This window comes from Streptomyces sp. CB02366 (genome assembly GCF_001905905.1).
Taxonomy (GTDB): Bacteria; Actinomycetota; Actinomycetes; order Streptomycetales; family Streptomycetaceae; genus Streptomyces.
The window spans coordinates 205943-226003 of record NZ_LIVT01000001.1 but is presented as its reverse complement, the minus strand read 5'-3'; the positions used below and the strand labels follow the sequence as shown (position 1 = coordinate 226003).

The 20061-nt window shown below is 70.9% G+C and carries 21 protein-coding genes; 9 read left to right on the top strand and 12 right to left on the bottom strand.

Annotated features, from left to right (window positions below; translation table 11 throughout):
* Positions 1-8: 8 nt before the first annotated feature.
* From AMK24_RS00930 to sodN, 5 genes are all read right to left on the bottom strand, one after another.
* Entirely contained in the window at positions 9-944 is a 936-nt protein-coding gene (locus AMK24_RS00930; protein ID WP_073763941.1) for a protein NO VEIN domain-containing protein, read from the bottom strand.
* Positions 945-954: 10 nt separating this feature from the next.
* On the bottom strand, positions 955-2835 hold the full coding sequence (locus tag AMK24_RS00925) for a DEAD/DEAH box helicase (protein WP_073763939.1): 1881 nt from the start codon (positions 2833-2835) through the stop codon (positions 955-957).
* On the bottom strand, positions 2832-4166 hold the full coding sequence (locus AMK24_RS00920) for a ParB N-terminal domain-containing protein (RefSeq protein WP_073763937.1): 1335 nt from the start codon (positions 4164-4166) through the stop codon (positions 2832-2834). The genes AMK24_RS00925 and AMK24_RS00920 overlap by 4 nt, the downstream gene beginning before the upstream one ends.
* A 5-nt stretch (positions 4167-4171) precedes the next feature.
* Positions 4172-5017, bottom strand: a complete 846-nt coding sequence (locus tag AMK24_RS00915; protein WP_073763935.1) for a hypothetical protein — start codon at positions 5015-5017, stop codon at positions 4172-4174.
* Between the two features lie 457 nt (positions 5018-5474).
* Positions 5475-5870, bottom strand: coding sequence for a superoxide dismutase, Ni (sodN, locus tag AMK24_RS00910; protein WP_073763933.1), 396 nt, complete (start codon positions 5868-5870; stop codon positions 5475-5477).
* A gap of 188 nt (positions 5871-6058) precedes the next feature.
* On the opposite strand from sodN, the gene sodX reads away from it, so the two are divergent.
* On the top strand, positions 6059-6487 hold the full coding sequence (gene sodX / locus AMK24_RS00905; protein ID WP_073765565.1) for a nickel-type superoxide dismutase maturation protease: 429 nt from the start codon (positions 6059-6061) through the stop codon (positions 6485-6487).
* On the opposite strand, the gene AMK24_RS00900 is transcribed toward sodX, so the two are convergent.
* Positions 6400-7020, bottom strand: coding sequence for a CGNR zinc finger domain-containing protein (locus tag AMK24_RS00900; RefSeq protein ID WP_073763931.1), 621 nt, complete (start codon positions 7018-7020; stop codon positions 6400-6402). The genes sodX and AMK24_RS00900 overlap by 88 nt on opposite strands.
* A gap of 88 nt (positions 7021-7108) precedes the next feature.
* On the opposite strand from AMK24_RS00900, the gene AMK24_RS00895 reads away from it, so the two are divergent.
* On the top strand, positions 7109-7870 hold the full coding sequence (locus AMK24_RS00895; RefSeq protein WP_073763929.1) for a class I SAM-dependent methyltransferase: 762 nt from the start codon (positions 7109-7111) through the stop codon (positions 7868-7870).
* 107 nt (positions 7871-7977) lie between these two features.
* Here the strand turns inward: AMK24_RS00895 and AMK24_RS00890 are convergent, their stop codons facing one another.
* Genes AMK24_RS00890 through AMK24_RS00880 form a run of 3 tightly spaced genes read right to left on the bottom strand, consistent with a single transcriptional unit; the run spans position 7978 to position 10698 of the window.
* Positions 7978-8742 (bottom strand): amino acid ABC transporter ATP-binding protein, encoded by a 765-nt coding sequence (locus AMK24_RS00890; protein WP_073763927.1) that lies wholly within the window; start codon positions 8740-8742, stop codon positions 7978-7980.
* Positions 8739-9707, bottom strand: a complete 969-nt coding sequence (locus AMK24_RS00885) for an amino acid ABC transporter permease (protein WP_073763925.1) — start codon at positions 9705-9707, stop codon at positions 8739-8741. The genes AMK24_RS00890 and AMK24_RS00885 overlap by 4 nt, the downstream gene beginning before the upstream one ends.
* 28 nt (positions 9708-9735) lie before the next feature.
* A complete protein-coding gene (locus AMK24_RS00880) occupies positions 9736-10698 on the bottom strand; it encodes an ABC transporter substrate-binding protein (RefSeq protein WP_073763923.1) in 963 nt (320 codons plus the stop codon).
* Positions 10699-11223: 525 nt separating this feature from the next.
* Here AMK24_RS00880 and AMK24_RS00875 point away from each other — a divergent pair.
* The 6 genes from AMK24_RS00875 to AMK24_RS00850 all read left to right on the top strand — a co-directional run bounded on the left by AMK24_RS00875 (position 11224) and on the right by AMK24_RS00850 (position 16497).
* Positions 11224-12477 carry an NAD(P)-dependent malic enzyme gene (locus AMK24_RS00875; RefSeq protein ID WP_073763921.1) on the top strand — a complete coding sequence of 418 codons (1254 nt, stop codon included), beginning with the start codon at positions 11224-11226 and terminating at the stop codon, positions 12475-12477.
* Positions 12478-12654: 177 nt separating this feature from the next.
* Positions 12655-13623, top strand: coding sequence for a zinc-binding dehydrogenase (locus AMK24_RS00870; protein WP_073763920.1), 969 nt, complete (start codon positions 12655-12657; stop codon positions 13621-13623).
* A 98-nt stretch (positions 13624-13721) separates the two neighbouring features.
* Positions 13722-15164 carry a cellulase family glycosylhydrolase gene (locus tag AMK24_RS00865; RefSeq protein ID WP_073763918.1) on the top strand — a complete coding sequence of 481 codons (1443 nt, stop codon included), beginning with the start codon at positions 13722-13724 and terminating at the stop codon, positions 15162-15164.
* Entirely contained in the window at positions 15142-15681 is a 540-nt protein-coding gene (locus AMK24_RS00860; RefSeq protein ID WP_073763916.1) for a GNAT family N-acetyltransferase, read from the top strand. The genes AMK24_RS00865 and AMK24_RS00860 overlap by 23 nt, the downstream gene beginning before the upstream one ends.
* A gap of 31 nt (positions 15682-15712) precedes the next feature.
* Positions 15713-15922, top strand: coding sequence for a sigma factor-like helix-turn-helix DNA-binding protein (locus AMK24_RS00855; protein WP_006127526.1), 210 nt, complete (start codon positions 15713-15715; stop codon positions 15920-15922).
* Entirely contained in the window at positions 15922-16497 is a 576-nt protein-coding gene (locus AMK24_RS00850; RefSeq protein ID WP_073763915.1) for a Clp protease N-terminal domain-containing protein, read from the top strand. The genes AMK24_RS00855 and AMK24_RS00850 overlap by 1 nt, the downstream gene beginning before the upstream one ends.
* A 205-nt stretch (positions 16498-16702) precedes the next feature.
* Here AMK24_RS00850 and AMK24_RS00845 read toward each other — a convergent pair whose 3' ends face one another.
* Both AMK24_RS00845 and AMK24_RS00840 read right to left on the bottom strand, forming a co-directional pair.
* The gene (locus tag AMK24_RS00845) at positions 16703-17785 is read right to left on the bottom strand and encodes a PadR family transcriptional regulator (RefSeq protein ID WP_073763913.1); all 1083 of its coding nucleotides are present in this window, start codon (positions 17783-17785) and stop codon (positions 16703-16705) included.
* Between the two features lies 1 nt (position 17786).
* Positions 17787-18644: a DUF4097 family beta strand repeat-containing protein gene (locus AMK24_RS00840; protein ID WP_073763911.1), complete on the bottom strand. Its 858-nt coding sequence runs from the start codon at positions 18642-18644 to the stop codon at positions 17787-17789.
* Between the two features lie 210 nt (positions 18645-18854).
* Between AMK24_RS00840 and AMK24_RS00835 the strand changes: the two genes are divergently transcribed.
* A complete protein-coding gene (locus tag AMK24_RS00835) occupies positions 18855-19685 on the top strand; it encodes a hypothetical protein (protein ID WP_073763909.1) in 831 nt (276 codons plus the stop codon).
* 88 nt (positions 19686-19773) lie between these two features.
* On the opposite strand, the gene AMK24_RS00830 is transcribed toward AMK24_RS00835, so the two are convergent.
* A complete protein-coding gene (locus AMK24_RS00830) occupies positions 19774-19959 on the bottom strand; it encodes a DUF6104 family protein (protein WP_003966321.1) in 186 nt (61 codons plus the stop codon).
* Positions 19960-20061 lie beyond the last annotated feature (102 nt).

The window sequence follows — 20061 nt, the reverse complement described above, 5'->3', positions numbered from 1 at the left end:
GGCCGGGCTCAGCCGTCGGCGGCGTGCGGGTCGAAGCCCGGCCGTAGAAAGCCGGGATCAGGTACCAGACCGCTCGGTCGCCACAGTGACGCGGACGGAGTGAGGACCGCCGACGTCTCCCATCTGAACCCGGAGGTGTCCCCGGGTACGAGGTCGTGTACCGCAGCGGCGGACAGCTCCCGTATCTCGCAGACGTCCGCCGCCGTGATCGGGTCCGCGACGAACGCGCTCGCCTTGAACACCACCTGAACGATCCGCCACGCGTCCCCGCGGCGTACACACGTGTCGAATTCGTTGCGGGAGAGATGGAAGCGATCGGCCGTCTGCGGTCCTGCCGCCTTCACCTCCAGAAACCGGATCGGCTCCTCGGGCAGCTCCACGTCGTAGCCGTAGGCGTCGGAGATCCGGGCGACGTGAACCGGCTCTTGGCCTGCTGCCCTCAGCGCCGCTACGACGATCTCCTCTGCCGTGTCGCCGATCTCCTTGGCCAGGTTCGCCCTCCGACGGGCGCCGAGGAACCGACGGGCCTCGGCCAATACTTCGTCCAGGTCCTCGCCCAGCCAGCTCAGTGCATCGAGGTCGGGCTGAGGGATGTACGCGTGCTCGACGCCCTCGCTCCCCACGGCGACCCACAACCATGCAGGCGGCTGAGCAGCCAGCAGTGTGACCGCCGCATGGTGCATGGCGCGCTGATAATCGCGCGACGCGGCCAGCGCTTCCAGCGGACGCGCCAGCCCTATGCTTCCTTCTTCACCCACGCAGGCGAGCCCCGCCGCGACAAGCGCTCGGGCAGGCGTGCTCAGGTCAGTCGCGGTGGCGAGGTAGGAGCCGTGCTGTCGCGCGGCCGCCACCCACGCGTCGACCCCCTTGCGCGGCGAAATTCGCGCCACATGGGCGAGCAGCACCGTCGCATATACGACGCCGTGACGAGGCAGCAGATTCACGAACCCTCATTCACCCGCGCAGCATGGCCGCCACGACCTGCATGTCGTCGTCCGCAGCGGCGGACCCTCCGACCTGCTCATCGGGCTCCGGAAGCGACACCCGGACGAGCCCGGGATCGTTCATCAGCTTCGCCATCGCCTCGATCTTGTCACGAAGCCGGCCGTCCACCGTCTCGTCGATCGTGCCCCGGCTCAACAGGAGCGTGAATTTCGTGAGGGTGCCTTCTGCGAGACCGATGCGGTGGATGCGGTCCTGGCTCTGCAGGTAGTGGCCGGCATTGAAGGTCCGGTCCAGATAGACCGCGTGGTGGCACCAGTGCTGCAGACTGATGCCCTCGCCGCACGCGGCCGGATTCGCGAGCAGCACCTTGCAATCCGGGTCGGTGCGGAAACGGTCGAACTCGCTCTCCCTGGTTACCGCGCCCGCAGACGCTCCGTCCGCGGCGGGCACGCCGCCGTGCACCACCGCGGGCCGGTATTCCTCGAGGAATCCGCGCAGAATTTTGAGATTGCGCACGAACGTCGACCACACGAGCACTTTCTGTCCGCGCGCGGCCTCCTTCGCGACGATCTCCCGCACGCGGTCGTACTTCCAGGGAACCTCGTGCGCCTGATACGAGTTCAGCAGCCGCATCAGGGGCTCGTCACTCGCCACCTGCAAGGGGGGATGGGCGAATCCCGTCTCGTCGTCCTTGTCCGAACCCGCCACCAACAGGCCCGGGTTGGTCGCCGCCTCCAGCAGATACATGACGATCCGCCCGAGCCGGTCGAAGTCCCGGCGGTCTTTCGTCGCCAGCGCGAACTCTCCACGGTAACGGCCCAGGAGCGCCTCGTAGATCGCCTTCTGGATGGGCCTGGTCTCCGTCGGTTCCACGACGATCTCCGTCCGCGGCAACTGGAGCCGGGCCTTGGGCGTCCGGACGAAATACTTCGCGATCGCCTCGCCCGTGTCCCGGACCACATCCTCGTCACGGCCGTTGCGCTCGTTGTACGCGCTCTGCGGCAGGATCTTCCGGTCCTGCCCCGGGTACAGGAACCGGATCGGAGCCACCAGGTCGTGCGCGCCCTGCGGGGCAGGCGTACCGGTCAGTACGTCGCGTCGGCGTGCCGCGTAGGCGAGGTCGAGGACAGCACGCCCGTGAACCCCGCCGGAACCCCGCTTGATGCGGTGTGCCTCGTCCAGAACGACCTGGGTGGGACGACGCGCCACGAAGTCGCGGATACGGTCGTAATCGGTGGCGGCCCGGTTGTAGTTCGTCAGCAGGATCTGTGTGCTCTGCGGGATCAGCGAACCGGCGCCCTGGTAGACCGTGAGCCGCGGAGCGGGCTCGAGACACGCCTTGACCTCTTCCTTCCAGGCAGCGAAGGCCGCGAGCGGGGCGATAACCAGCATCTGCTCGACCTGGCCCCGAGCGCACGCGATGGCGTGATTGGCCAGGGCCACCGTCGTCTTGCCGGCGCCGGGCACCGAGAAGTCCGCTGCATGCGGCAGCCGTACGATCCGCGCGAGGTTCTCCAACTGGAAGGATTTCAGGCGGCGGATGAATCCGGCTTGCGCGAGCAATTCCTCGAGATCCGCCGGAGTGTCGACGGCGCCGGGATCGTCCAGGGCCGCCTGCCGCTGCCGCTGGTCCGACAGCAGGGCCTGAACCTGCTGTTTCAGAGCCGGGCCAAAGTCCAACTTCTCGCGGTAGCGGTTGCGGACGGCTCCGATGACGTGGAGCTCGGCGAGGAACACCTCTACCCGCACTTCGGTTCGGTCGCTCGCACCACCGACGATGCCCCGCGCGAGCGTCTCCTGGATGCTCGCCCACGCACCCAGTCCCGTGTCGGCGCGCTTCTCCAGAACGACGACGGGCCGAGGAGCCCCGTACAACTCGGCGTAGATCAAGGCCGCCCCTTGACCTTCAGCAGGAGTTCCTCAAGCTGCTCCACCTTGGCCGTGAACGCCGCCTCGTTCCAGTCGTCGTACCGGCGGGCTCGCGGCAGCGCATGGATCATGCGGTTGAGTTCGCCGATGGCCGCGTCCGCCCGCTCGAACGGCGCCGTGACCTCCTTGCGGTCCCGTGTGTCCTCCTTCGCCTCGGTCGCGGCGTTGGTGATCGACCGCCGAAGTCCGCTGAGCAACTGGCTCGCCTCCATCGGCGGACCGTCGCCGAGCTTGACGGTCCCCTCCTTGTCCGTGGCTGCAACGAGCCGCAGGAGACCACTGAGCGGCTCGGAGGCGCTGGGACCGTCGTCGAGGAAGGCGTCCAGAAGGTCGTCGTCCTTCTCCTCGGCGTCCGGGCTCTTGGCCGCCTCATCGAGCACCGCCTCCAGCCTGGAGTCGCTCCTGATCTCGTCGAGCACCAGCGCGGCGGCGTCGGGACGGCGTAGATGACGCAGGTTCCGGTACTCCACGCCGGTCAGCGTGCCGATGAAATACACATCCTTGACGCTCTGCGCCTCGGATTCGCTCTTGTTCTTGATGTGTTTCGCGAGCTCGTCGAACGCGGACTCGTTGGGGATGAAGTCCACATACTCTCGGGTGCCCTTCGATATGGCCACGAGCTGGTGGACCTGCTGGATCTTGTCGTAGTACGCGCGGACATCGGCCACGGTGCGGTGTACCCGCTCTGCCACCCGCTTGAAGTTCTTGTTCTCGCGCTCATACAGCTCTTCGATCAACAAGGCCTCATTGATCCACGAGTAGTCCTGCTTGAAGTCCTTGGCGACTTGGAGTTCCGTCTCGAGATCCACCAGCTCCGCGGCCGTGGCGTCTGCGGGAAGGACCAGGCACCGCACATAACGCGCGCCGCGCACGTCATCGTCGACGAACAGGGACCGCATGGCTGCGGAACGGCGGTTGCCGTTGATGAGCACACCGTCGGCGGTGACGATGGCCGGCTCCTGCTGCCCCCGCGTCTTCAAGTCTTCCTTGAGCTCGGCGAAGCCCTCCTGCCCACGCAAGATGTTGTACTGGGCGTCCTGCGCCTCTTTCCCGAGCGGGCTGCGTTCGAACAGATCGTCGCGGCCGCTCTTGCGACGCTCGCGGATCTGCTCCGCCTTGGTGCGATGGTTGATGGTGGAGAAACACACCCAGGCGACTTCGAGATTGACGACGGGCAGCTCCTTGTCGGGGCGCGGCCACGCGGGTACCGGCATGGTTCGAGGCGAGTCGCCCAGGCGGGCCGCCAGGTAGACGGACCGGTTCGGGTCGAGGGCGGGGACCGGAACGTGCATGGGCGTCAGCTCCTGTGCGAAGTCGTGCGGCCGAGGCCGGCACGCGAAACGATGTGGGTCTTTCGCCGACCGCCGACCAACCGGTAACCGATGTCTCCGACGAAATGCGGCGCCTGCTCCTCGGGGATGCGGAAAGCCTTGAGCAGGACGGCGGGGAAACGACGTTCTTGGCCTCCGCGCCAGTTCCACTCGCTCGCCGACGGATCTGGGTCAGGGAACACGTAGACGCACGGCGGCGGCACCTCGCGGCCACCGATCGTGACGGACCGGTCAGCCTTCGGACAGACGCGGGCGGCCCCACCGCAGGGACTGCTGTGGAAGATCACGCCGGCGAGTCGATCACGTCCCCCGTCGGTCAAACGCTTGAAAAGCCGGTTGACTCCTTTGGAGACGTGCTCCCCCGGCTGGAAACCCATGTTGTCGCATACCCACCACAGGTAGACCTCGCCCGCCCACTCCGGCGCCGACCATCGAGTGCTGCTGTGAGCCCCGTCAGGGCATCCCTTCTGGATGACGGCGACGTCGCGATCCATGCCGGGGACGGAAAGGCGGTACACGGTATCGTCGCCGTACGTCGGCTCGTCGAGGCGGTCCGCCAAGCCCTCGGCGACCAGTAGGCCGAGCACGTCTCGGACGAACTCCCGGCGCTCGGCGTTGCTGGCGCTCATACTGCCGCGCATCTTCTGGATCGCCATCGGCAGCGCGTCCCGGAATTCCTCCGCGGTGACGCCGCTACGCTCCAGCAGTTCTGTCTCCGCCCCCAGACGGCGGATCAGGCCCGAAACCCTCTCGACGACCTCCGGGGGCGGCGCTCCCGCGTGACGACACGGTGCGGCGTCCTCTGCGCCCATACGACTGCCCCCTGGTTCACGTGAACTGCCTCGCCGAAACCTGCTGCTCCGCAGGCGCGTTGCGACCCGCACGAGCGGTCGGGCGTCGCATCGGTCTCTCAGGGAGCAGAACGAGAATCGTAGCAACGGGGCGGGGCGCTGACATCGGTGCTCCGATCCTCGACCGGCCCCGACGAAGCCGGTCCGGGCGGTTTCGCCTGGTACGGATCCGGTGGAAGAGGGCGAAGAGCGCCCGCTTCCCTTTCCGGGGCCCTGCCGTCGGCCCCCCCCCCGTCATGCTGAAGCCGAGTATGCGGGGTCACGTGCCGTGCACGTCTGGTAAGCCCGTGTTCCTCAACGTTTGGACGCAAGAAAAACCCGGTCCGCCGGCCGCCGAGATCGGCGACCCGCGAACCGGGCGCGGTCGAACGAGCGGCGTCACCGGCCGCTGGCGGCCGAGTCGGCCTGCCCGTCCGGATCAAGCCTTCTTGGTCTCCCAGAAGATCCGGTCGACCTCGGCGATGAGGTCCAGGGCCTTCTGGCCCGTCTTCGGGTCGTTCGAGCCCTTGGCCGCGGAGAGCGCCTTCAGGGTGTCGTTGACCAGCTGGTGCAGCTCCGGGTACTTCTCGAAGTGCGGGGGCTTGAAGTAGTCGCTCCAGAGCACCGAGATGTGGTGCTTCGCGAGCTCGGCGCGCTGCTCCTTGATCAGGATCGCGCGGGTGCGGAAGTCCGCGTCCTCGTTGGCCTGGTACTTCTCCTGGACGGCCTTGACCGACTCGGCCTCGATGCGGGCCTGGGCCGGGTCGTAGACGCCGCAGGGCAGGTCGCAGTGGGCGCTGACCTTCAGCTTGGGGGCAAACAGGCGGGAAAGCATGGAGCTGTCCTCCTCGTGATCGTCTTCTCAGGTGGGACATTACTCCGTGGAGCGCCGCTTTCCGCGGCTGCCCCAGGGGCTTAGGCCAAAAGTCCGGGGTGGGTGTCGGGCCGTCGGCCGAATGTACGGATCCGTACGCGGCGCGATGTACTGGCGATGTGCTGGAGGAGGAGCGGGAGGTGCCCAAGATGCCGGAGCGGCGACAGGTGTCCGGGGGCGGGCGGGTGACGCGCCGTCCGTTGCAGGTGGTGGAGGTGACCGGGCCCTCGATGGTGCCCACGCTCTACCACGGCGACCTGCTGCTCGTGCAGTACGGGGCAGCCGTGCGCCCCGGGGACGTGGTGATCCTGCGGCACCCCTTCCAGCAGGACCTGCTGGTGGTCAAGCGGGCCGTCGAGCGGCGGCCCGGCGGCTGGTGGGTGCGCGGGGACAACACCTTCGCGGGTGGGGACAGCACGGACTACGGGGTCGTGCCCGAGGAGCTCGTGCTCGCCCGGGTGCTGGCCCGCTACCGGCCCCTGGCGAAGGGTCAGCGCTCGGTGTCGGCGGTGCTGGGGTGGGCGGTCTCCGCGCTGCGGCCGGTGCGCTCGGCCTCCTCGCGCTTGCGGGCCCGGTAGGCGGCCACGTTCGCGCGGGTGGCGCAGCGGTCCGAGCAGTAGCGCCGGGAGCGGTTGGTGGAGGTGTCCAGGTAGGCGTTGCGGCAGGGCGAGGCCTCGCACAGCCCGAGCCGGTCCACGCCGTGCTCGGTGAGGTGGAAGGCCAGGCCCATGGCCGCGATGGCCGCGTAGCCGGCGGTCGCGTTCGACGGATGGTCCGCCAGGTGCATGTGCCAGTCCGGCCTGCCGTCCTCGTCGCGCACGTCGTGCCCCGAGATCTGCGGGCTCACCGGGAACTCCAGCAGCAGCGAGTTCAGCAGGTCGACCGCGAGCGTCTCCTCGCCGCCGTCCGCCGCCTCGAAGACCGCGCGCAGCCGTGCCCGTACGGAACGGAACCGGGTCACGTCCGCGTCCGTCGTCCGGCGCGCCGCCTGCCGGTTCGCGCCGAACAGCTCCCGTACCGCCTCGACGGAGGTGAGGGCGTCCTTGCCACGGGCCGGCTCCTCGGTGTTGACCAGGCGCACGGCGTAGTCCGAGTAATAGGCCAGTTCCACTTGTAGTCCTTACGGTGTCGGTCTAAAGTCGGGGCACCGGTCAGTGTAATGGTCGGTTTGCGGATATGGGCCTTACGTGGAGGTTGGGATGACGGAGACGGCTACGGGCACCGACTGGCAGTCCTGGCAGGAGAGCTGGGACCGGCAGCAGGAGTGGTACATGCCCGACCGCGAGGAGCGGTTCCGGGTGATGCTGGACATGGTCGAAGCGGTCGTGGGACCGGAACCCCGCGTGCTCGACCTCGCGTGCGGTACGGGAAGTATCACGGACCGGCTCCTCAAGCGGTTCCCGAACGCCACGAGCACCGGCGTCGACCTCGACCCCGCGCTCCTGGCCATCGCCCGCGGCACCTTCGACGGCGACGACCGCGTCGCCTTCGTCACCGCCGACCTGAAGGACCCCGACTGGACGGCCCGGCTGCCCCACACGTCGTACGACGCCGTCCTCACCGCCACCGCCCTGCACTGGCTGCACAGCGAGCCCCTGGCCGCCCTGTACGGGCAGCTCGGCGGGCTCGTCCGGGACGGCGGGGTCTTCATGAACGCCGACCGCACGATCGACCCGGCCACCCCCCGCATCAACGCCGCCGAACGCGCCCACCGGCACGCCGCGATGGACCGGGCCAAGGCCGCCGGGGCGCTGGACTGGGCCCAGTGGTGGGCGCTCGCCGCGAAGGACCCGGTCCTCGCCGGGCCCACCGCCGAGCGCTTCGCGATCTACGGGGAGCACGCGGACGGGGACATGCCCTCCGCCGACTGGCACGCCCGCACCCTTCTCGCCTCCGGCTTCGGCGAGGCCCGCGCGGTGTGGGCCTCGCCCTCGGACACCCTCGTCCTCGCCGTGAAGTAGGCACGGGTACGGAGTAGGCACGGGTACGGAGTTCGCACGGGTACGCGGAGGCGCCCCGAACCGGTTCGGTCCGGGGCGCCTCGCGTGAGCGGGCCCTGCGGCAGGCCCTACAGCACCTTGGACAGGAACGACTTCGTCCGGTCGTGCCTCGGGTTGGTGAGGACCTCGCGCGGGTGGCCCGACTCGACCACCACGCCGTCGTCCATGAAGACCAGCGCGTCGCCCACCTCGCGGGCGAAGCCCATCTCGTGGGTGACGACGATCATCGTCATACCGTCCTCGGCCAGGCCGCGCATGACGTCCAGGACGTCACCGACCAGTTCCGGGTCGAGCGCGGACGTCGGCTCGTCGAAGAGCATCAGCTTCGGCTCCATCGCCAGCGCGCGGGCGATGGCCACGCGCTGCTGCTGGCCGCCGGAGAGCTGCGAGGGGTAGTTCCCCGCCTTGTCGGAGAGGCCGACCCGGTCCAGCAGCTTCTCGGCGCGGGCCCGCGCCACCGCCTTGGCCTCGCCCTTGACCTGGACCGGGGCCTCCATGACGTTCTCCAGAGCCGTCATGTGCGGGAACAGGTTGAAGCGCTGGAAGACCATGCCGATGTCGCGGCGCTGGCGGGCGACCTCGCTGTCCTTCAGCTCGTAGAGCTTGTCGCCCTTCTGCCGGTAGCCCACCAGCTCGCCGTCGACCGAGAGCCGGCCGGCGTTGATCTTCTCCAGGTGGTTGATGCACCGCAGGAAGGTCGACTTGCCGGAGCCGGACGGGCCGATCAGGCAGAACACCTCACGCGGCGCGACCTCCAGGTCGATGCCCTTGAGGATGTGGGCCGCGCCGAAGGACTTGTGGACGCCCTCGGCCTTCACCATGGGGGTGGTCATGCGGAGACACCTCCGGAGGGCCGGTTGCTGAACGCGGCGAGGTTGACCTTGATGCGCTGCAGCGGCGTGAGCGGCAGCGAGCGCAGGGAGCCGCGGGCGAAGCGGCGCTCCAGGTAGTACTGGCCGACGCTGAACACGCTGGTCATCACGATGTACCAGATGGACGCGACGAACAGCATCTCCATCACCGCGTACGACGTGGAGCCGATCTGCGAGGTGGAGCGGAGCAGTTCGTTGTACGTGACCGCGTACACCAGCGAGGAGGTCTTCAGCATGTTGATGAACTCGTTGCCGGTCGGCGGGATGATGACCCGCAGCGCCTGGGGGAGGACCACGCGGCGCATGGTCCTGCCCTGGGTCATGCCCAGCGCGTGCGAGGCCTCGGTCTGGCCCTCGTCGACGGACTGGATGCCGGCCCGGCAGATCTCCGCCATGTAGGCCGCCTCGTTCAGCGCGAGCCCCAGCAGGGCGCACATGAACGGGGTCATGACGTCCGTCATCTCGTCCTTGTAGACGAACGGGATGTTCAGGACCGGGAAGATCAGCGCCAGGTTGAACCAGAGCAGCAGCTGCACGTAGACCGGGGTGCCCCGGAAGAACCAGATGTACAGCCAGGCCACCCAGCTGGTGACCGGGTTCTTCGACAGCCGCATCACGGCGAGCACGACGCCGAGGATCACGCCGAGCACCATCGCCAGGACGCTGATCAGCAGCGTGCGGCCGGCGCCGGCGACGACGGTGCTGTCGAACAGTTTGTCGCCCACGGCGTGCCACTGGATGTTGCCCTGCGAGAAGGCGTACCCGAGGGCGGCGAGGAGGCCGATGACCACGACGCCGCTGATCCAGCGGCCGACGTGGCGGACCGGGATGGCCTTGATGTTCTCCGGGGCCGGGGTGGCGCCCTTGGAGACCGGCGCCGGGGCCGCCGGTGAACCGGCCGGCGCCTTGTCGAACTTGTCAGTCATGGTGACTGCCCTTCAGTGGAGCGTCCGGTCACTTGCCGCCGTTGATGGCGGCCTTGTCGATCGCTCCCGTTCCGGCGCCCCACTTGTCGAGCACCTTCTGGTACGAACCGTCCGCGATGATCGCGTCGACAGCCTCCTTCAGGGCGTCGCGCAGGCCGGTATTGGACTTCTTGACCGCGATACCGAACGGGCCGGCGTCGACCTGCTCGCCCACGACCTCGAACGCCTTGCCGCCGTCCGCCTTGCGGGCCAGGTCGACCGCGACCGGGTAGTCGTTGACGCCGGCCACCGAACCGCCCGACTTCACGCGGGTCTGGGCCTCGGTGTCGTTCTCGAACGACTCGATCTTGATGGCCTTCTCGCCGCCGTCCGTACAGGCCTTCGACTGCTTCTTGAGGGCCTCCTCGTACGTGGTGCCGCGCTGCACCGCCGCGGGCTTCCCGCACAGGTCCTCGATGGACTTGATGTTCTGCGGGTTGCCCTTCTTCGTGTACACGGCCGTGCCGGCGAGGAAGTAGTCGACGAAGTCGACGCCCTCGCCCAGCTTCTTGCCGGAGTCGTCCAGGCCCTCCTGGCGCTGCTTGTTGTCCGTGATGGACGACATCGCGATGTCGTGGCGCCCGGAGTTCAGGGCGGTGATCAGACCGTCGAAGGAGCCCGAGGTGAACTCGAACTTCACGCCCAGCTGCTTGCCGAGGGCCTCCGCGAGGTCGGGGTCGACGCCCACGATCTTCCCGTTCTCCACGGACTCCATCGGCGCGTATTCGGCATTCGTGCCGACCTTGATCACACCGGACTTCTGGTACTTCTCCGGCAGCTTGGAGAACAGCGGCGCACCGCTCTTGGTCTCCTTGCCGCTGCCGCCCTCCTGGGAAGCGCTCTCCGTCTGGTCCCCACAGGCGGTGAGCAGCAGGGAGCCGGCGACCGCGATGGCGCCGATCGCCGCGATCCGGGACTTGGCGGTCGTACGACGCGTGGGGCTTGCGGTCATGTCGGGATCCTCCGGCAGGTGAGGGAGAGGTGCTGGCGGGCGGCTTGGCACGCACCTTCGAGTGTCGCCACCTTGTGTGATGACGGCATCCTGCCATTGGGACTGGCCCATTCAGGGGTCCGGCCATGTCAAAATCGGATAACGGGAGACCCCCGAACATCAACGGCCGGTACGCGACGACCGGACCATCTGTGGGGATCGATTCCCCTCGCCGGAGAATCTTCGGCATGTCTCGACCGGTGGGCGGCATTTATGACGGTTTGCCGACTTGTCCAGATATTCGACTATGAGTCACGTCACCGCGTCGATATGGACTCGTCCGTAACCCCGTTCGTCCGGTAAGAAAGACGTTTACACCCCTCATCCGGGGCTCAGGGCGCGTGTGCGGCGCGCCCGCGCGTATGTACCTCCTCCCCGCCGGGACGGGCCAACCGTCCGGTGCGGGGCGCGTACGCGGTGCCCGCCCACCCCTCCTCAACCAGGAGTGGCCACCCTCAAACGATGAAGACTTAAGGGGTCAACACCATGGCAGCGGAGATCGTCAATCCTCGCAGCGACAGCACCATCGACAGCGCCACCGACCGTGGCGTCCGGCCCACCGGCGTCGGGGACACGGGGGCCGAGGAGCCCTTCGACCCGGCCTTCGCCCTCCACCGGGGCGGGAAGATGGCCGTGCAGGCCACCGTCCCGATCCGGGACAAGGACGACCTCTCCCTGGCGTACACGCCGGGAGTGGCGAAGGTGTGCAGCGCCATCGCGGACCATCCCGAACTCGTCCACGACTACACCTGGAAGTCCCAGGTGGTGGCCGTCGTGACGGACGGCACCGCCGTGCTCGGCCTGGGCGACATCGGGCCCGAGGCGTCCCTCCCCGTGATGGAGGGCAAGGCCATCCTCTTCAAGCAGTTCGGCGGCGTCGACGCGGTGCCGATCGCGCTCGCGACCACCGACGCCGACGAGATCGTCGACACCGTCGTCCGGCTCGCCCCCTCCTTCGGCGGGGTCAACCTGGAGGACATCTCGGCGCCCCGCTGCTTCGAGATCGAGCGCAAGCTCCAGGAGCGGCTGGACATCCCGGTCTTCCACGACGACCAGCACGGCACCGCGGTCGTCACCCTCGCCGCCCTGCGCAACGCCGCGAAGCTCTCCGGGCGGACCCTGGGCGACCTGCGCGGCGTCATCTCCGGAGCCGGCGCGGCGGGCGTGGCCATCGCCAAGTTCCTGCTGGAGGCGGGGATCGGCGACGTCGCGGTGGCCGACCGCAAGGGCATCGTCAGCCGCGACCGCGACGACCTCACCGAGGTCAAGCGCGAACTGGCCGAGCTGACCAACCGGGCGGGCCTGTCCGGCTCGCTGGAGCAGGCGCTCGCCGGCGCGGACGTCTTCATCGGCGTCTCCGGCGGTACGGTCCCGGAGGCGGCGGTGGCCTCGATGGCCCCCGGCGCGTACGTCTTCGCCATGGCCAACCCGAACCCCGAGGTCCACCCGGAGGTCGCGCACAAGTACGCGGCCGTCGTGGCGACCGGGCGGTCGGACTTCCCGAACCAGATCAACAACGTGCTGGCGTTCCCGGGCATCTTCGCCGGTGCGCTCCAGGTCCGGGCCTCCCGGATCACCGAGGGCATGAAGATCGCCGCGGCGAACGCGCTGGCCGACGTGGTCGGCGACGAGCTGGCCGCCGACTACGTGATCCCGTCCCCGTTCGACGAGCGGGTCGCCCCGGCCGTCACGGCCGCGGTCGCGGCGGCGGCGCGGGCGGAGGGCGTGGCCCGGCGCTGACGCCGCGTCGAGCCGGCGCCGAGGCCGGGTCGAGCCGTGTGTTCCAAGGGCGGGGTCCGTGGGTCGGGCCCCGCCCGCTTCTCGTCCGGCGGGCGCCGCTCGCGGGGGCGGGCGGGTTGGCGTGCGTCACACGCGCAGGCGGTTACGTCCCCGCCGCGCCGCGCCTATCGTCGAGCCATGTTCGCCGCCTACGCAGCCCGCACCGATCCCGACCAGCCCCTCGACGGCCTGGAGCTGGGCGACCGCCCGGCCCCCGAGGCGCGCCCCGGGTGGACCACCGTCACCGTCCGGGCCGCCTCCCTCAACCACCACGACCTCTGGTCCCTGCGGGGGGTGGGCCTCCCGCAGGACCGGCTGCCGATGATCCTCGGCTGTGACGCGGCCGGTGTCGACCAGGACGGCAACGAGGTCGTCCTGCACTCCGTCATCGGCCAGTCCGGGCACGGCGTCGGGCCGAAGGAGCCGCGCTCCATCCTCACCGAGCGCTACCAGGGCGCCTTCGCCGAGCAGGTCGCCGTCCCCACCTGGAACGTGCTGCCCAAGCCGAAGGAGCTCTCCTTCGCGGAGGCCGCCTGCCTGCCGACGGCCTGGCTCACCGCGTACCGGATGCTGTTCACCAACGCCGGGGTGCGGCCCGGTGACTCGGTGCTCGTCCAGGGCGCGGGCGGCGGGGTCGCCACCGCGGCCATCGTCCTCGGCAAGGCCGCCGGGCTGCGGATCTTCGCCACCAGCCGGGACCGGGCCAAGCGCGAGCGGGCGGTCGAGCTCGGCGCGCTGGAGGCGTACGAGCCCGGCGCCCGGCTGCCGCAGCGGATGGACGCCGTCATCGAGACCGTGGGGGCCGCCACCTGGTCCCACTCCGTGAAGTCGCTGCGCCCCGGCGGCGCCCTCGTCATATCCGGCGCCACCAGCGGCGACCGTCCCTCGCACGCCGAACTGACCCGGATCTTCTTCCTGGAGCTGAAGGTCGTCGGCTCCACGATGGGCTCCAAGGACGAGCTGGAGGACCTGCTCGCGTTCTGCGCGACCACCGGGGTGCGCCCGGTCATCGACGAGGTGATGCCGCTGGACCGGGCGAGGGAGGGGTTCCGCAGGCTGGAGTCCGGCGATCTCTTCGGGAAGATCGTGTTCACGCCGGCCGCCTGAGGCTCCACCAGCCCCTCGGGAAAACAGTCGTGCGCAAAGACTTGAGGGATGTTCACCTTTGCTGTGAGATCTGCCCCATGCGAATGGGCAGAGCACTCATGGCAGTCGTCGTCGCGTCCGTGCTCGCGGCGGGGGCCCTCGCCCCCGCCGCCTCGGCGCGCCCCGCCCCCCACACCGGCCCCGCCCCGGCGGCGTCCCCGGTCCCGGCCTCGTACCAAGGATCCATCCCGCCGCTCACCGACGACCGGGGGCGCACCCTCACCCTGCGCGGCTGGAACGTCGAGGACAAGGCGAACCGGGGCGAGGACGCCCTCGGCGCCATCACCGAGCGGCACTTCCGCGACCTGCGGGCCCACGGCTTCAACTTCGCCCGGCTGCTGGTCTTCTGGGACGACCTGGAGCCCACGCGCAGCCGGTACAGCGAGCGGTACCTGCGGCGGATCGAGCGCATCCTGGACTGGGCCCGCGAGCATCGCGTCCACGTCCTCATCGACGCCCACCAGGACGTCTTCGGGCCCGCGTTCGGCCACCGGGGCATCCCGGCATGGGCCACCAGGACGGACGGGCTGCCGTTCACCCCCAACCCCGACGACTGGTTCTCCGAGTACTTCGAACCGGCCGTCCAGCGGGCCTTCACCCACCTCTACGAGGACCCCGACCTCCAGCGCGCCCAGGCCGCCATGTGGCAGCTCCTCGCCCAGCGGTTCGGCGGCCACCCCGCCGTCATCGGCTACGACCTGATCAACGAGCCGATGGGGGAGCTGCGCGAGGGCGAGGACCTGCCGACCGCCGCCCGCCGCATCGAGGCCCGGCACCTCACGCCGATGTACAACCGGCTCGCCCGGGCCGTACGGGCGAAGGACCGCGACACCTGGCTCTTCGTCGAGCCCACCCCCATCGTCGGCGAGGGCGTGCCCACGGGCCTCGGCCGCATCGAGGACCGGCGGACCGTGTACGCCCCGCACTTCTACAACACCGCCATGGAGGCGGGCGCGGACTACGACCCCGGAGCCGGCTGGATCGAGGCGTACGAGGCAGCCGTCACCGCCTACCCGGCCCGCCACCGGATGCCCGTCGTCGTCGGCGAGTGGGGGCCGCTGAACAACTCGCTCCCGAGCATGGGCCGTTTCTACCGCGAGGCCGTCGACTCCATGAACCGCTACAGCTCCGGCTGGGCCGGGTACGTGTGGTGCTACGGCGGCGGCTACTGCGCGGTCGACGAGCGGGGCCGCTTCCGTACGAACAAGGAGCGGACGGCCACCCCGTACGCCCCGGCCGTCGCGGGAACCGTCCGCTCCGAGACGTACGACGCGGACACCCGCTCCTGGCGCCTCGCCTACCGGGCCTCGGCGCGTCCCGGCGTGACGGAGCTGTCCCTTCCGCCGTCCGCCCGGGGCTGGCGGGTCTCCGTCACCGGCCCGGCCCGGGTGCTCGGCAGGACCACCCCGGGCGCACGGCCCCTCGTGCTGGCGCGTCCCGGGGCCCCGGTGGTCGTCACCGTGCGGGAAGCTGGCCCGCATGGACGAACTGACCGCCCCTGAAGGATTTCTGCTGCGGCCCTGGCATCCCGACGACGCCTCGGCGGTGCTCCGGGCCTTCGCCCCGGAGGAGATGGACCGCCAGACGGACCGGCCCGTGGACGACCGGCTCGGGGCGCTGGCCTGGATCGCGGAACGCGTGCGCGAACGGGGGGCGCGCACCGGCTACTCCTGGGCCGTCGTGGGGGAGGAGGGCGAGGTGCTCGGCTGTGTGGCGCTCACCGTCGTCAACCCGGTCCATCAGCTCGGCTGGGTCTCCTACTGGACCATCGAGTCGGCCCGCGGCCGGGGCGTCGCCCCGGCCGGGGTGCGGACGCTGGCACGCTGGGCGTTCGGCGAACTCGGTCTGTACCGGCTGGAGCTGGGGCACCGCACCGACAACACCGCCTCCTGCCGGGTCGCCCGGCGGTCCGGCTTCGCGCCCGAGGGCATCGAGCGGGGCAAGCTGCGGTACGGCGACGTCCGCTACGACGTGGAGCGCCACGCGCGCCTGGCCGACGACGATGTCAACTTCGATTGACACGGAAGGTTTGTCAACGTAGATTGACATCATGACCGAAGCAACGGATCTGGCCGCCCGTGCCGGTGACCGCGACCCGCGCGTCGGGCTGCGGGCGGTGGCCGCGCTGCGGCGACTGCTGGAACAGCTCGAAGCCGTACAGGTGCGCAGTGCGCGCGTGCAGGGCTGGTCGTGGCAGGAGATCGCCGCCGAGCTGGGCGTCAGCCGGCAGGCCGTGCACAAGAAGTACGGGAGGCGTTGATGTTCGAGCGATTCACCCGGGGCGCCCGCGCCGCCGTGAAGGGCGCCGTCGTCCAGGCCGAGCGCGCCGGGGCCGACACGGTCACCGAGGAGCACCTGCTGCTCGCCCTGCTGGACCAGGAGGGCGGCCGGGCCTCATTCGCCTTCACCGCCCTCGGCCTCCGCGACCGCCGCGCCTCCCTGGCCGCCTCCTTCACCGAGGCCCGCCGCCGGGGCGGCCTGACCAGGGCCGACACCGACGCCCTCGCCGGCCTCGGGATCGACGTCGGCGCGATCGTCTCCCGGGTCGAGGGGACCCACGGGGAAGGGGCGCTGTCCGCCGCCCGCGGTGGCCGCCGGTGGTGGTCGGGGCACCGCCCTTTCACCCCGGGGGCGAAGGGCGTGCTGGAGAACGCGCTCCGGGTCGCCCTGGGGCGCGGTGACCGGTTCATCGGCGAGGAGCACCTGCTGCTCGCCCTCACCGCGAAACCCGGAGTCGTCGCCGACGTCCTCGCCGAACACGGCGCGACCTACGCGACCGTGCGGCGCGCCATGTACGGCCCCGACCCGGACGAGGGCCGGGCCCGAGCGGGGTGAGCGCCTGACGGGCGGACGAGTCGCGCGTGCCGGTCGCGTACGCGCCCGCCGTACGGGGGAGGGGTGCGCGACGCGAGCGGCCCCCCTACGGCGTCCGCGTGGCCCCGGGGCCCGTCCGTCGCGGGGCTCCCGCCTCCGGCTCGGGGAGCCCCCGCCCGCCGCGCGCTGCCCGTCGTGCGCGGAGGCCCCTGTCCCGGCCGCCGGTTCAGGGCTTCCGCTCGTCCCCCGTGCCCGGCGTCAGCAGCGCCTCGATCCGGGCCGCCGCCGCACCCAGGTGGCGGCGGGCCTCCCCGAGCTGGTCCTCCGTCACCCCGTGGTCGCGGGCCGCGTCCCGGACGCCATCGCGGAAACGATCCAGCAGGCGGTCCAGGTCGCGCACCGGATCCCCGGCCGACGGCACGTCCCGTGCCCAGTCAGCCCCGGGGGCCGCCTCCTGGGCGGGCTCGGAGGCGTCCGGCTCGGGCTTGCCGAACGGGGGCCAGACGCCGGTGCGGGCGAAGCCGCCGAGCTGGCCGGTGATCTCCGCGAGCCCCTCCCGTACGCCGGAGGGCCAGTCGCCCCGCGCGAAGCGCTCCTGCACCTGGCGGACGGCGGCCTGCATCTGCTCGCGCGCCTTCTCCTGCGCCTTCTCCTGAGCCTCCTTGGCCTGACGGCGGGCCTGCTCGGCGTCCTCGCGGGCGCGCCGGGACTCGTCCTTCGCCCGGCGGGCCTGCTCCTTCCACTCGTGGCGGGCCCGGCGCAGCTCCTCCTTCGCCGTGCGCCACGTCTCGCTCTCGCCGAGGTCGCCCAGCTTGCCGAAGTCGCCGAAGTCGGCGAAGTCGCCGAAGGGGGAGGACGGGGCGCCCTTCCCTCCGCTCTTCGCCCTCCCGGACCCGGACCCGGGCCCGGCCTTCGCACCCTGCCGGGACTCCGACGCCGCCGCCCGCATGTCGCTGCGGAGCCGGCCCGCCGCGCCTCGCACGTCGTCGCGGATCTCCGTGGCCAGCTCGGAGAGCGAGTCGCGGATCTCCAGCTCCAGATCGGCCAGTTCGCCGCCGCGGCCCGCCAGCTCCTCGCGGCCGGCGTCGGTGATCGAGTAGACCTTGCGGCCCCCCTCGGTGGCGTGGGTGACCAGGCCCTCGGCCTCCAGCTTGGCCAGGCGCGGGTAGACCGTGCCGGCGGACGGGGCGTACAGGCCCTGGAAGCGCTCCTCCAGCAGGCGGATGATCTCGTAGCCGTGGCGGGGCGCCTCGTCCAGGAGCTTGAGGAGGTACAGCCGCAGACGGCCGTGGGCGAAAACGGGGGGCATGTCAGAGAACCTTTCCGGTCGGTTCGGCGGCGTACATGTCGTCCTCGGCGGGCGGCCTGCGCAGCAGGGCGATCGAACCGGAGACGGTCGTCACCCGCAGGTCCCCCTTTCCGGCGCCCAGCGCGCCGGTGATCTTCTTCGCGCTCAGCTGCCCCCCGACCCGCAGCTCCTCGAAGGCGTTGGAGACGGACCCCGTCGCGGTGTTCGCCTCGACCCTGGCGTCCACCGGGTGCGGCAGCCGGACCGCGATCTCTCCGGTGACCGTGGTCAGCCAGACGTTCGCGGGCGTGTCGAGGGGAGCCAGGTCCAGCGCCATGTCGCCGCTGACCGAATCCGCCCGCACCGAGGGCCCCGCCCCGTCGATCACCGTCAGACCGCCCGAGACGGAGTGGAAGCGCAGGTCTCCGGTGACGCCCTGGGCCTCCAGGGCGCCAGAGACGCTGTGCCCGCGCACCGGGCCGGTCAGCCCGACGAGCGTGGCGTCGCCGCCGACGCTCCGGATCTCCGTACGTCCGCCGATGTTGGAGACGACGGCCTCGGCGCCGACCACGCCGACCTCCACGGACGAGGCGGTGGGCACCACCAGGGAGACCACCGCGCTGCGGTGGCGGCTGCGCGAGGCGAACGCGCGCAGAAAGTCCTGCCAGGGCAGATCCTCGTAGGCCACGGTGAGCCGGCCGTCCTCGTGGGTCACGACCAGCGGCGGCCCCTCGATCGCGGAGATCTCCAGCCGGGCGTGCGGCTCGTCGGACCCGACCACGTTCACCGTGCCGTCGACGACGCGCACGTGGAGCGCCTCCACCGGATCGTCGAGGACGAGCTCGCGCGGCTCGGCGATGGTCCATGTCGACACAGGCATGGATGTGACCTCCCGGAAACGCGTGACGACGCAACATATCGCGTCTTGATGAGAACACGATATATCGCGGATGGGGGAAGTCAAGGCATCGCGGGGCGGGGAAGGCCGGGGAGGCCGGGAAGGCAGGGAAGGGGGAGCGTCGGGGCTCCGGTGGGGGCCGAACGGCTCCAACTGCCTCGTATGCGGACAAATTGCCTTAGCGTGTGAGCCATGAACGCGACACCGACCGGGGCGCTCCTGCTGTGCCGGGCCGACCCCGAGACCGTACGGCCGCTCGCCCACCTGCTGCGCGAGCAGATGTTCCTCGCCCGCGCGGGCGAGGAGTGGAGCGTGCTCGTCCCGGAGGGGAAGCCCTGGCGGAGCGCGGGTCCGGGGCAGGAGGCCGAGCCGGTGGACCGCGTCCTCGGCGGCTGGGCCGCCGCGCTCGCCGTGGGGTCCCCCTGGCCGGTGCTCGCCCTGTGGTGGGACGCCGACCGGGCCGGATACACCCTCGCCGCCGGTTTCCGGAGGCCCGTGGGCTACGTCTGGCTGGCCGACGGCACCCCGGCGGGCGAGGACGAGGCGATGCGCACCTTCGCGGCGCGGCTCGGCCTCGACCCCGTACTCGACGTGCAGACGCTGGAGGAGCTGACCCGCCCGGACCCGGAAGCGGACGCCGAGGCCCGGCTGCGCGGACTGCTCGCCGTCCTCACCCGGACCGGCCTGACCCTGCCCGCCGGGCTCTCACCGGGCGAGAGCGCCGACCGGCTGCGCGCCGTGGCGGCGGTGCAGCGGGGGGTGGAACGCGTCGAGTGGGGCGGCTGGCGCGACGCCGTACGCGTGGAGCTGGACGCGGTCGAGAACGGCCGGATGGGCCCGTGGGTGCGCGGCCCCCGCGCGCGGGCCGTCGCCGCCGTCCAGCTCGCCGCCGGGCTTCCGCTGCTGCTGTGGGGCGCCCGGCGGCGCAGCGGCGGCTGGGCGGCGGCCGGCGCGGTGCTGCTGGCACAGGGCGCGCTCGGGCTCCTCTACGAGCGGGCCAGGGCCGGCGCGGAAGCGCCCTGAGACCGGAAGGCGGAGCGGGGCCCTGGGCCGGAAGGCCGAGGGCCCCTTGAGGCCGGGGCCCCGCGGGAGCTGCCCGGGGGCCGGGAGCCTACGCGTCCTCGTCGTCCTCGTCGTCCAGACGGGCGAGCCAGGTCGCGAGGCGCTCCACGGGCACCTCGAAGTCGGGGTTGAGGTCGACGAACGTCCGCAACTGCTCGGCGAGCCACTCGAAGGTGACCTCCTCCTCGCCGCGCCGCTTCTCCAGTTCCTCGATGCCACGGTCCGTGAAGTACATGCGGCCAGGATATCGGGGCCCGTACACCTGCGAGAACGCCAGACGCACGGGTACGCCGAGGGCCCGGCCCCGCGACCAGCGCGGAACCGGGCCCTGCGACGT